The sequence below is a fragment of the Rhizobium sp. 01L419 genome, from assembly GCF_056400025.1.
In genome coordinates, this window is sequence record NZ_JBFTSM010000021.1 from 99,425 (window position 1) to 112,038 (window position 12,614).

The window sequence follows — 12,614 nt, forward strand, 5'->3', positions numbered from 1 at the left end:
GCCTAGCCACCACGCACGCCTCCCTGCGTGGTGGCGCCCTTTTTGCGTGACTGTCCAAACAGATGGAGCGGAGAATGAACAAGCACGATTACAATTTGTCACGACGTGGATTCTGCCTTTGCTGCCTCGGCGGCGCAACCTTCGCTGCCACGGGGGGATGGCTGACTCCGTCTGAAGTCTTCGCCGCGGCCAAGAGCCTCGTCGTTCAGATCCGCGAGGCTGCGGCCGCCGCTGACATCACGACGACGAACCTCCGGAGTGGCATCAGCGCATTCTCGGGTTCTGGCGGCAACATGGGTGTTCTGGTGGGCGAAGACGGCAAGTTGCTTGTCGACGCCGGGATTACGGCTACGCGCCCGAAGATCGAGAAGGCCCTCGCTGATCTCGGTCCGCAGCCGATCAAGCACCTGATCAATTCGCACTGGCACTTCGACCATACCGACGGCAACGAATGGCTCAATTCGGAGGGCGCCATGATCATGGCCCACCCGAACTCGTTGAAGCATCTGACCGTCGCCACGCGTGTCGTGGACTGGGACTTCGACTTCCCGGCGTCGCCGAAGGGCGCGCTTCCCACGATGCTGATGAAGGGCGACGAGGAGACGCTCAAGCATAACGGTCAGACGATCAAGCTGAAGTATTATGGCCCGGCCCATACCGACAGCGACATCTCTGTCTTTTTCCAGGAGGCGAACGTCGTCCATGTGGCCGATACCTTCTGGAACGGCGTATATCCCTTTATCGACTACTCGACGGGCGGCAGCATCGACGGGCAGATCCAGGCTGCGGAGGCGAACGTCAAGATGGTGGACGACCAGACGATCGTCATTCCGGGCCACGGCGAGATTGGCAACAAGAAGGACCTGATCGCCTGGCGGGACATGCTCGTCGGCATCCGGGAGAATGTCGCCAAGTTGAAGAAGGATGGACGCACCGCCGAGGAAACGATCGCCGCGAAGCCCACGGCGAAATGGGACCCCGTCTTCGGCAACTGGGCGATCTCGCCGGCGCTGTTCACCCGACTTGCCTACGAAGGCGTCTGAGTGGAAACACCTCGCGGCGGCGCCGGCCGCCGATCCTACAAGGAGGGCAGGCGGCCGTGGACACCGGAAAGCACTTCTCAAGCGATGTCGCCTTTTCGCGCTCGGTGAAGGAGATCCAGGAACGAAAAGGCTCGCGCCGATCCTATGCTCGGGTCGAGGAACGTGGCGGCTGGGCGACAGCCATCACGCCTGAACTCAAGGACTTCATCGAAAAGCAGATTAGCATCTTCATGGCTACTGCGAACAAGGACTGCCAGCCATACATCCAGCATCGGGGTGGACCGCCGGGCTTCCTCCGTGTCATCAACGAGACCACGCTGGGATTCGCCGACTATGTTGGCAACCGCCAGTACATCACCCAAGGAAACCTCGTCGATAATGACAAGGCGCAGCTCTTCCTGATCGACTACGGCAGCCGTTCGCGCGTGAAGATCTGGGGAACGGCCCGCGTCGTCGAAGACGATCCGGCACTCCTCGAGCAGTTGATGCCGAAAGGCTACCAGGCCAGACCGGAGCAGGTGGTCATCTTCCATGTCGAAGCCTGGGACGCGAACTGCCCGCAGCACATACCGCTGAGGTTCGAGGCCGACGAAGTCCTGAGGGCCATCGAGACCAGGGACGCGCAGATCAAAGAACTCGAGGCGGAGATCGCCAAGCTGAAATCCGCCGCATCTCCCGGCATCCGATAGTGGAATTCGAGAGGTTCAAGGTATGACCCGCCCGCCGCTGCCACCCTTCACCTTGCAGTCCGCCACCGATAAAGTGCGGTTGGCTGAAGACGGATGGAACACACGCGACCCGATGATGGTCGCCTTAGCATATAGCGTAGACTCCCATTGGCGGAACCGTGCAGAGTTCGTTGTGGGACGGGCGGCCATCGAAGCTTTCCTTGCACGGAAGTGGGCGAGGGAACTGGACTACAGGCTGATCAAGGAGCTATGGGCGTTTTCCGGGAATCGGATCGCCGTGCGCTTTGCCTACGAACATCACGACGACAGCGGCACCTGGTTTCGGGCATATGGCAACGAAAACTGGGAATTCGACATCGATGGCCTCATGAAATATCGGCATGCCAGCATCAACGAGCATCCGATCAGGCCTGAGGAGCGCGCCTTTAAATGGCCGCTCGGCAGGAGACCGGATGGCCACTGGGGGCTGAGTCACTTTGGCTTCTGAAGATACGAAGCTCGGCGTGTGCGAATTGAGTGGGCGCATCGATCTCTTTCACACGAGTTTCGTTTCTCGGCCAGCTATCCTGCAAGAGCTTCGGATTGCGCTGTCGAGGATGACGGAGGCCGCAGTGTAAAGCTGAAGGTGCTACCCTTGCCCTTTTCCGTCGCCACCCAGATGTGACCTCCATGTGCCTCGATGATCGAACGACAGATGGACAAACCCATCCCGATCCCAGTCGCCTTCGTCGTGAAGAAGGCTTCGAACGCGCGTTCGGCGGTGTCAGGATCGAGCCCTACGCCGTTGTCCGAAACGCTGACCTCGACTAGGCCGTCGCTCTGTCGCCTAGTGAAGACGTGGAGCAAGCGCCGCCGATCTTCCAGCGTCGCCATTGCGTCCGCGCCGTTCATGACCAAATTGATCAGGACCTGCTGAAGCTGGATGCGATCGCCGTTCACCGCATCTGCTTCGTTTTCGTAGTCGGTTTCCACAACGACGCTTTTTTGGCGGAGCTCGCTCTTCGTCAAGAGAAGCACTTCCTCGATCACGCTGCGGATGCTCAGGGGCTCAACTTTCGGCCGCGAATTTCTTGCCAATGCAAGGATGCCGCTCAGCACCTCACCCGCCCGATGGCCATCCCTGAGAACCCAGTCCATCGCCTGCATTGCCTCGTCGATGTTCGGGGAACTTCCCTTCAGCCAACTCATGGACGCCGCGGCGTTCGTTACGATAGCCATGAGGGGCTGATTCATTTCGTGCGCCACCGATACCGCCAGTTCGCCGATCGCCGTGAGGCGGCCCATTCGCGTCAGATCCTCCTTTGAACGTCGCAATGCTTCGGCGGTTTCGTTTCTATGGGTCACGTCTCTGAAGACGAGCACTGCGCCCTTCATGTCTCCATGGGCGTCAATGATCGGGGCGCCCGAGACTTCGATTGTGAGCACTGATCCGGCTTTCGCCCGAAGCCCGTACTGGTTGCCTATTGCAAGATCGACCTCAAGACCGAGGACTACGTATACCGGGTCGATGATGAGTTGGTTGGTCTCGTCTATCAACTTGAATACGTCTTCAACCGGTCTGTTGGCGGCTTCCTGCAGCGTCCAGCCCGTGAGTTTTTCGGCCACCGGGTTGAGGAATGTTAGGTGTCCTTGGTCGTCTGTCGATATCACGGCGTCGCCAATACTTGAGAGTGTCGCTGCATAGCGCCGCTCGCTTTCTTGAATCCGATCTTCGGCGACCTTGTATTCTGTTAAATCGCGCACGGTCCCTACGTATTCCGTGACCTTGCCTGATGTGTCCACCACGGCTCGGGTTCGACTTTCCACAAAGGTGGTAGTGCCACCCGGGAGGACTATGCGTCTCTCGGCATAGGTGTCGCGCGCGGCACTCGCTCGGGCGGCCCGCAATGGCTCAATGGAGGCCCTGTCCTCCGGATGCACACGTTCCAGCATGGCAGCGAACGTTGGCGGATGAGTCGCGTCCGCAAGCCCGAAGATTCGCGCGCATTCATCAGACCATGCGAACGTATCGGTATCGGGTCGCCAGGACCAGGTGCCCGTGCGGCTCATCTTCTGTCCTTCCGCGAGTGCTGCTGCCGTCCGGGCGATCTCACGTTGCGCCTCTTTTAGGTCTTCAACATCGGTGTTGATCCCATACCAACGGATGACCTTCCCATTCTCGTCGCGAATGGGAACCGTGCGAATTAGGAAAGACCGAGCCTCGCCATCGGCCCGCATCATCCGGGTTTCGACCTCTCCGGGCGTTTCTTCGGATAGGGAGCGCATCCAGACATCCATCACCTTCGGTAGGTCGTCAGGATGGAATACCCGCGTGTATCCGAACCCGGAAGACTCCTCTTCGGTCAGTCCGAAGTACCCGGACCATTCCCGGTTCACAGCCTCTAGGGTCCCATCAGGCCTGCAATGCCATGCATGTGCGGGAAGCATATCCCATGAAAGTCGGAGTTCGCGTTCGGCAAGGCGGGCGTCTTCGCGAGCGCGATCGAGATCTCTCAAGAGTCTTGCCCGATCGACACGCAAGGCCGCGGTAGAAGCTAGGAATTCGAATATATTCGTTCTTTCCGAATCGAATGCAGCCGAGGTAGCGCTCTCAAGCTTCAAGACGCCGAGAACTTCCTTATCGGCCACCAAGGGCACCAGAAGCCCACACGTAGCACCAGAGTCATGCCCGTGTTCATCGTTGCTTGCGATTGCCGCAGTCATTCCCGTTTCTAAAACTGACATGATCGGGTCGGGAGTTTCAGCATCGGGGCCGTCTCCTGAGAAGATCACCTCTGCCCGTTCGATATCTTCGAACTTCAGGCACACAGTCGCGAGCGCATCAGCGATACGGCTGCGGTCCGCATCGGCGGATAGCGCTTGCAGCAATCGCATGCCTTCCGTCGCATCCATCGTCCGTTCCGCCCAGATGGAACCCGGACACAGAGTATCAGGACGCGAGAGATCGGCAAGTTGTCCGAAAGTTTCGTCAAAGTACGATCGCGTGCGGACATCCCGCGGATGGTTCTCGACATCGAATGACACGGATGACTTAATAGAGGCCAACGCGGTTCAGCGGAGAAGGCACAGATGGACAACCCTTATCCGCCCCTATCGCCGCTGAAGACAGGGATTCGCGGTCTGTGCCCCAGGTGTGGGCGTGGCCACTTGTTCAACGGCTTCCTCACCTTGCGCAGGGAATGCGAGGTCTGCGGACTAGATTACTCGTTCGCGGATCCTGCCGACGGCCCGGCTTTCTTCGTGATCTGCTTTGCATGCATTCCAACGGTGTTGCTGTCTGTCTGGCTCGAGGTGGCGCACCACGCGTCGATCTGGACGCAGATCTTTATCACCGGTCCGTTTCTGATCTTGACGTGCATTCCGCCCCTGCGTCCGCTCAAAGGCTGGCTCGTCGCTAGCCAGTACTTCTACAAGGCCAGGGAGGGGCGGTTATCCAGAAGTCACGAAACGAGCGAGAACTGAGGAGCAACAATGCCATCGAAGCCCATCGAGCACCGAACGACCCATGCATTCGAAGAGACACTCGAAACTGTCCTAAGCGCGATAGCGAAAGCGGGAATGACGGTTTTCACGGAGATCGATCACGCTATCGCCGCAACAGAGAACGGTCTTTCGATGCCGCGGACCCGTGTCGTTATTTACGGAAACCCCAAGGGCGGAACGCCTGTCATGCTGGGTTCCCCTCTGACCGCGCTCGATCTGCCACTGAAGATGCTCGTGCGAGAGCTGCCCGGCAACAGATCCGCGATCGCTTTTCGACCCCTGGCAGAGGAATTCGAGTCGCTGGGTGTGAAGGCGGAAGCCGCAGCTCGCTTCGACGAGGTTCAGCGGCTGGTCGCCGAAGCTGCGTGCGGCAATTGCCCAACCAGAACTCCGGACGACGCGGCGGTTTCAGCTCGACCATGAACGGCCGATCATCCCAAACAGACTCTTTCGAAAGACCAGTGTCAGCCTCGACGTAACAATCGCGTCGTTCGATGAGGAGCGGCGATGTTCCACTCGTCGCAACAGGAGGATCGCTCAGATGACTTCGGAGCCAGCTATTTCCCTCACCAGGCGGGACGCGTTGCTTGTCGGATCGGCTGCCGCCGTTGCCCTCGCAGTCGGGTCGCCTGCTTCTGCCGCCACCAAGCCGAGAGAATCCAGAACGGAGGACAAGTTCATGGGAACAGTGAAAGTAAAGGACGGAACGGAGATCTTCTACAAGGACTGGGGTCCGAAGGATGGGCAGCCGATCGTATTCCATCACGGATGGCCGCTCAGCGGAGACGACTGGGACAATCAGATGCTCTACTTCCTCGGCGAAGGCTTCCGGGTCATAGCGCATGACCGCCGTGGTCACGGCCGCTCCTCGCAGAGCCGGACGGGCCATGAGATGGACACCTACGCGGCTGATGTTGCCGAGGTCGTCGAAGTCCTCGACCTAAAGAATGCCATCCATATCGGCCATTCGACAGGTGGCGGCGAAGTCGTGCACTACGTGGCCCGTGCGAAGCCGGGACGCGTGGCGAAGGCGGTCATAGCCGGAGCGGTTCCACCCGTCATGTTGAAGTCCGACAAGAATCCGGGAGGCCTGCCGCTCGACGTGTTCGACGGTCTGCGTCAGGCGCTCGCCGCCAACCGGGCGCAGTTTTATATCGATGTCCCCACTGGGCCGTTCTATGGCTTCAACCGTCCGGATGCTAAGATTTCGCAGGGGCTCATCAACAACTGGTGGCGGCAAGGCATGACGGGTGCGGCGAACGCGCACTACGAGTGCATCAAGGCATTTTCGGAAACGGACTTCACTGACGATCTGAAGAAGATCGATGTTCCTGTCTACGTCATTCACGGAACCGACGATCAGATCGTCCCCTACAAGGATGCCGCAGAGCTCTCGGTTAAGCTCCTGAAACACGGCACACTGAAACTGTACGACGGGTATCCGCACGGGATGTTGTCGGTTTATCCCGAGGTTCTGAACCCGGATATCCTGGCGTTCATCAAGGCCTAATCTTAGGAGCCGGGAGCTGGCGTTCGCCGCTCCCGGCTACCTGCCAAAGGCTGAAGTTTTCGATCTCACGCAAACTCACAACATCTCCCTTCAACTTTTTAGCCCGGCCCACACGCACGGAGTACCTTGCCACTATCATCAACGGTTGCGAGTTGCTCGCAGACGATGATCTGCGCAACAGGAATTTTTGCGTCGCTACGCGCGAAATGGTCTAGCATCGAGAGTGGCTGACAAGCGGCAGGCGCCTGATCCGCAGGTGTTCGTTAGCACTGGCATTCCACCGACAGTCGGGCCGCCCGGAGCATCGTGATGAAAATGTCTCGATACCAGCCGCAGCTACTTTGCGAGGACGAAATCTTCGCCCTCTACCGCGGCTGGTCAACGGAGAGACAATCTTCCGTTCTGATGGTTACGCCGACCTCCTCCAGTCCCACGATAAAAACAGTCCAGAAGCTTGAACGCGAGCTCTCTCTCGCGGGAAAACTAGATGAGGCCTGGGCAACCAAGCCGCTCGCACTCGAGCGCAATGAAGGGCGACCTGTCCTGGTCTTGTCCGACCCCGGTGGCGTGCCCTTCGGAACTATGCTCGGAAAGCCCATCGAGGCCGAGCGATTCATGGTTGTCGCAACCAACGCTGCCGCAACACTCCGGGAGCTTCACGGCGTTGGGCTCGTCCACAAGGATATCAGGCCGGATCATTTGCTCGTCGATGGATCCGGCAAAGTCTGGCTGACCGGGTTAGGGAGAGCTGGCACCGCTGTTCCTAGCGATCAGGCAGAGGGCGGCAGCGATCTCGATGCGTCGGCGCTGCCTTATATCTCGCCCGAACAGACCGGGCGAATAAAGCGGTTGGTGGACGAGCGCAGTGACCTCTATTCGCTTGGCATCGTTCTCTACCAGGCGATGACGGGTGAGCTTCCGTTCGTTGCGATTGACACCATGGAGTGGATCCATTCGCACGTTGCACGACAGCCCATTCCACCCCGCCAGCGAAACGACGAGGTCCAACCCGTTCTCGAGGCAGTCGTACTGAAGCTTCTCGCAAAGAAGCCTGACGAGCGCTATCAGACCGCCGCGGGTCTGGAGGCGGATCTGAGGCGCTGCCTGCATAGCTGGATCCAGGATGGGCGAATTGTGGATTTTGAAGTTGCATCCGGCGATGCCAACGATCGGCTTCGAATTCCCAGCAGTCTATACGGGCGATCCGATCAGCTAGAGCTGATTGAAGCGGCCTACGACCGGGTGCGGCTGTCGGGCAAGGTGGAGACGATCCTTGTCTCCGGTCCTGCTGGCGTTGGAAAATCGTCCATCGTTCATGAATTGCGAAGAAAGCTTTCACAGGCGGGAGGCCTCTTCGCTTCAGGGAAGTTCGACCAATACACCCGCGATATCCCGTATGCCACGATTGCGCAGGCATTCAGCGGAATCGTCCGCCAGATGCTCAGTTCGGGCGACGCAGGTCTCGCCCGGTGGCGTCAAGCCCTCCTGGAAGCGCTTGGCCCGAACGGCCTACTGATGATCAACCTCATTCCGGAACTCGCCCTGGTCATCGGGGAGCAGCCCGATGCACCTGATCTCGCTCCGCAGCAAGCGAAGGCACGGTTCCATCTGATTTTCCGGCGTTTCCTTGCGGTGTTCGCCATGCCCGAGCGACCACTGGTCCTATTCGTCGATGACGTGCAATGGCTCGATGTGGCCACCATCGAAATGCTCGAACAGATCACCGTTGAGCCGGACGTCCGGCATCTTTTGCTCATCTGCGCCTACCGGAACGACGAGGTCTCCGAGGAGCATCCCTTTGGCAAGACACGAAATGCGATGCGCGGCGCCTCGATCAACGTGCACGAGATAACGCTCGCCCCGCTCACCTTGACGGATCTCCAGAACCTCATTGCTGATGCCCTGGGCGCGCCCGCCTCTTCGGTTGCGCCGCTGGCAGCACTCGTATTCGACAAGACCGAGGGAAATCCCTTCTTCGTGCTGCAGTTCCTGACCGCGATGGAGGAGGAGCGGCTAGTAACGTTCGACAGCGCGCTCTCGCGGTGGGTCTGGGATGAGGAAAGGATCAGCAGCAAGGGTATCACCGACAACGTGGCCGAGCTGGTGGCATCGAAGCTTCAAAGACTTCCTCGCCTTACCCTCGAGACAGTCAAGCTGATGGCCTGTCTGGGCAACGGTGCGTCCTTGCAGACGCTTTGTATCGTAACGGGAAAATCGAAGCAGCAGATACTCGCGGTTTTGTGGGAAGCCATCCAGGCACGGCTTGTTTTGCGTGTGGAAGACGGCTTCGTATTCGCTCACGATCGGGTGCAGGAAGCCGTCTATCGTCTCGTCCCAAAAGACGAGCGACCGATGATCCATCTCCGAATCGGCCGATCCCTGATGTCGATGATGGCTCCGACGCATCTTCGCGACCGGATATTCGAAGTCATCGACCAGATCGACAGGGGCCTGGCACTCATCACCTCGGAGGATGAGCAGGAGCAGGTCGCTGGCCTTCTTCTGGAGGCTGGAATACGTGCGAAGACGTCCGCTGCCTATCCTTCGGCACTTAGATATTTCCGGACAGGCTCTAGCCTGCTGCAAAACGCGGAATGGCAAACGCGGTATCCATTGAAGTTCGCCCTGGAGCTTCATCGCGCCGAGTGCGAGTTCGTTACAGGCGATCACGACGCAGCGGAAGCCCGGCTGGTCGAACTCTACAAGCATGCAACGTCGCGTGTTGACGAGGCCGCAGTCGTGCGTCTCCTCTCTTCCCTTTACGTCGCCCGGGGGGAGCAAACAAAGGCCGTCGATGCCGGATTAGCTTTCCTTCGCAGGATGGGCATCGACTGGTCGGCGCATCCCATGGAGGAGTATCTTCGCAGGGAAGTCGAAACGATGCGAGGACTTCTCGCAGGGCGGCGAATAGAAGAGCTCGTGGATCTGTCCCGCATGTCCGACCCGGACTGGCTCGCGACCATGGATGTTCTTGCATACATGATCCTTCCAGCTCTCCTGACCGATCAGAACCTCGAGGATCTGATCTATGTCCAGATGGTCAACCTTAGCCTGACATACGGAAACTGCGACGCGTCATGCTATGCATATGTATCCATAATGATTCCCCTTGGCCTTAGGTTTGGCGACTATGAGTCTGGAGGCCGTTTCGGAGACCTCGGGCTCGAACTCGTTGATAGGCACGGCCTGGACCGCTTCAAGACACGCGCGTATACCTGCTATGCCGCATTCGTGGTGCCTTGGGCGCGCCGTATCAGCGTATCCGAGGACTACAGCCGCGCCGCTATCAAGGTGGGGCAGTTGGCGGGCGACCTTGTGTTCATCGTCACGACCGCGCAGCTCCTGGTTTCGCATCTCCTCGTTTCCGGAAGAGATCTCGCCTCGGTTCAACACGAGGCTGAACGGTTTCTGGCTTCAGCGAGGAAGGCTGGTTTTGGTCTCGCCGCCGACTCTGCAATCGGCCAACTGCTCCTTATTCGGTCCCTTCGTGGGTTGGATGAGTTCGAGGGGGCGGGCGACCTCAGCCTGCCCGAAGAAACGGCGTTCCAGCATCACCTGCAGGATGCAGGCGACCAGCTCGCTCTGCCGCTTGCATGGTACTGGATACAGAAGATTCAGGCGCGCTACTTGGCGGGTGACTACTCCGGAGCGATTGAGGCCGAGACCGAGGCCCGCGCTAACCTTCGCGCAGCACGGTCGTTTATCGACGTTGCCGAATATCACTTCTACGGCGCCCTGGCGCATGCCGCTCAGTGTGATGGCGCGACGGAAAGCGAGAGATCCGTACATCTTGATGCGATTAGGCAGCACCAGCTGCAGACCGAGATCTGGGCTAAAAGCTGTCCCGAGAACTTCGACAACCGCCGGGCGTTGATTGCTGCGGAAGTTCTCCGGCTGGAAAGCGACAGTCTCGATGCGCTACGCCTTTATGAAGAAGCGGTTCAGTCCGCACAGCGGTATGACTTCACGCAGAATGAGGCCATCGCAAATGAGCTGGCATCGAAGTTCTGCGCCTCACATGGGTTAACGACCAGCGCGGATGCCTTCCTGATAAACGCCCGGGCTTGCTTTGCGAAATGGGGCGCGGCTGACAAGGTTCGGCAGATCGATCGCTCAAGGCGGGTAGCCGACTTCCGACGAACCCAGCCGTCGAGCGTCAACCAGATCCAGCATCTGGACCTCGCAGCCATCGTTGAGATGTCTCAAGCGGTGTCCGGAGAGATTGTCCTCGACCGCCTCATCGAACGTCTGATGATTACCGTGGTGGAACATTCGGGCGCTGTCCGAGGACTGCTCCTCCTCTCGCTAGAGGAGGGAATGCGGGTCATTTCGGAGGCGATCACCGATCGCAGCGGCGTTTCAGTATCCCTTTATCCGCAGGGTATAGTCGATTTCCCGGAAACCATCGTAAGCTACGTGTCCCACACCCAGGAGGTGATCATCCTCGATGACGCGCAGGATGCCGATCTGTTTTCAGGTGACGATTACATTCGCCGGGTCGGCGCGACATCAATCCTTTGCCTCCCGCTGGTCAAGCAGAAGCAGCTCGTTGGGATTCTGTATCTCGAGAACAGCTTATCCTCACATCTGTTCACCCGGGAACAGGTGACAATCCTACGGCTCCTGGCATCTCAGGCAGCAATTTCTCTGGAGAACGCCGCGTTGTACCGGGACGCCCGAGAAGCCCAAGAGCAGGCTCGACGCGTGGCGGAAGAACTTCGCGTTTCGTACGACATGATCCCGGCACAGGCCTGGAACACGCAACCCGACGGACTTTTCCCGGTATTCAACAAGCAATGGCACGACTACACAGGGGTCTCACCTGAGGCGGCCCGCGAAGGTGGTTGGGTGGACACGTACCATCCCGACGACAGAGAAAAGGTAGTTCGCAAGTGGGCCGAGCTGGTCGCGACCGGAACGGCAGGACAGATCGATGCGAGGATTATGCGTCATGATGGAGTCGCACGCACCTTCCTTGTGCAGGGCACGCCCGTGCGTGACGAGACCGGAGCGATCATAAAATGGTACGGCACCCATACCGACATCGAGGATCTAAAGCGCATCGAAGAAGCTCAGGAGTTGATGGCGCGCGCGGGGCGCCTGACGGCCCTAGGTGAGCTGACGGCATCCATAGCCCACGAGGTTAACCAGCCGCTCATGGCAATCGTCACAAACGCCGCGACGTGCCTGCGATGGCTGAGCGATGACCAACTCGATATCGGCGAAGCTCGGGGGGCTGCGGAACGGATCATTCGGGATGGGCATCGAGCAGGCGATATCATCACGAGCATCAGGGCGCTGGCGAAGAAATCGCCGCTCGCCATGGCGAAAGTCGATGTCAATGGCATGGTGGAGGACGTGCTTGCTCTCACCCGCGCCGAACTTCAGCGGCACGGGATCGTGCTGGAGACGAACCTCCAGGCCAATGGCGAATCCACGGTCGGCGACCGGATCCAGTTGCAGCAGGTCGTGTTGAACCTGATCCTGAACGCGGTTGAGGCAATAACTTCAGCCAATTGCGAGGCAGGGAGGATAACCATGGGAACGAGGTGTTCCGATGACAAGATCATCGTCAGTGTGGCCGACACGGGACCGGGGATTGAACCGTCGACGTCCGATCAGGTCTTCGACGCGTTCTTCACCACCAAGTCGGGCGGTCTTGGTATTGGACTGTCCATCTGCCGTTCGATCGTCGAGGCGCATGGAGGTCGTCTGTGGGTCACCCCGAACGAACCAGCAGGAAGTGTATTTTCCTTTACGCTCGGGACAGCGAAGTGACCACAGCACAGTCTCGATCACGACGATCGGGCTCACAAGATTTCACAGGAACACACTCGCATTTCGAAAGCCAAGGCGGCAGGATCCAGGACGACGCACTTCTAAGGAGAC

At 59.0% G+C, this 12,614-nt stretch carries 8 protein-coding genes; 7 read left to right on the top strand and 1 reads right to left on the bottom strand.

Annotated elements, in window-relative coordinates:
• Positions 1–74 precede the first annotated feature (74 nt).
• From AC1DUP_RS31255 to AC1DUP_RS31265, 3 genes are read left to right on the top strand one after another with little or no spacing between them, the layout of a single operon-like run.
• Positions 75–1,043: an MBL fold metallo-hydrolase gene (locus tag AC1DUP_RS31255; protein WP_477836649.1), complete on the top strand. Its 969-nt coding sequence runs from the start codon at positions 75–77 to the stop codon at positions 1,041–1,043.
• A gap of 56 nt (positions 1,044–1,099) precedes the next feature.
• Positions 1,100–1,732 carry a pyridoxamine 5'-phosphate oxidase family protein gene (locus AC1DUP_RS31260; protein ID WP_477836650.1) on the top strand — a complete coding sequence of 211 codons (633 nt, stop codon included), beginning with the start codon at positions 1,100–1,102 and terminating at the stop codon, positions 1,730–1,732.
• A 22-nt stretch (positions 1,733–1,754) separates the two neighbouring features.
• Positions 1,755–2,219, top strand: a complete 465-nt coding sequence (locus AC1DUP_RS31265) for a nuclear transport factor 2 family protein (RefSeq protein WP_477836651.1) — start codon at positions 1,755–1,757, stop codon at positions 2,217–2,219.
• Positions 2,220–2,293: 74 nt separating this feature from the next.
• Here the strand turns inward: AC1DUP_RS31265 and AC1DUP_RS31270 are convergent, their stop codons facing one another.
• Positions 2,294–4,624 (bottom strand): PAS domain S-box protein, encoded by a 2,331-nt coding sequence (locus AC1DUP_RS31270; protein ID WP_477836652.1) that lies wholly within the window; start codon positions 4,622–4,624, stop codon positions 2,294–2,296.
• A gap of 177 nt (positions 4,625–4,801) precedes the next feature.
• On the opposite strand from AC1DUP_RS31270, the gene AC1DUP_RS31275 reads away from it, so the two are divergent.
• The 4 genes from AC1DUP_RS31275 to AC1DUP_RS31290 all read left to right on the top strand — a co-directional run bounded on the left by AC1DUP_RS31275 (position 4,802) and on the right by AC1DUP_RS31290 (position 12,503).
• A complete protein-coding gene (locus AC1DUP_RS31275) occupies positions 4,802–5,194 on the top strand; it encodes a DUF983 domain-containing protein (RefSeq protein WP_477836653.1) in 393 nt (130 codons plus the stop codon).
• 96 nt (positions 5,195–5,290) lie between these two features.
• Positions 5,291–5,638, top strand: coding sequence for a DUF302 domain-containing protein (locus tag AC1DUP_RS31280; RefSeq protein WP_477836654.1), 348 nt, complete (start codon positions 5,291–5,293; stop codon positions 5,636–5,638).
• A 256-nt stretch (positions 5,639–5,894) separates the two neighbouring features.
• Positions 5,895–6,725 (top strand): alpha/beta fold hydrolase, encoded by an 831-nt coding sequence (locus AC1DUP_RS31285; protein ID WP_477836655.1) that lies wholly within the window; start codon positions 5,895–5,897, stop codon positions 6,723–6,725.
• 309 nt (positions 6,726–7,034) lie between these two features.
• A complete protein-coding gene (locus AC1DUP_RS31290; RefSeq protein WP_477836656.1) occupies positions 7,035–12,503 on the top strand; it encodes an AAA family ATPase in 5,469 nt (1,822 codons plus the stop codon).
• Positions 12,504–12,614: the final 111 nt, after the last annotated feature.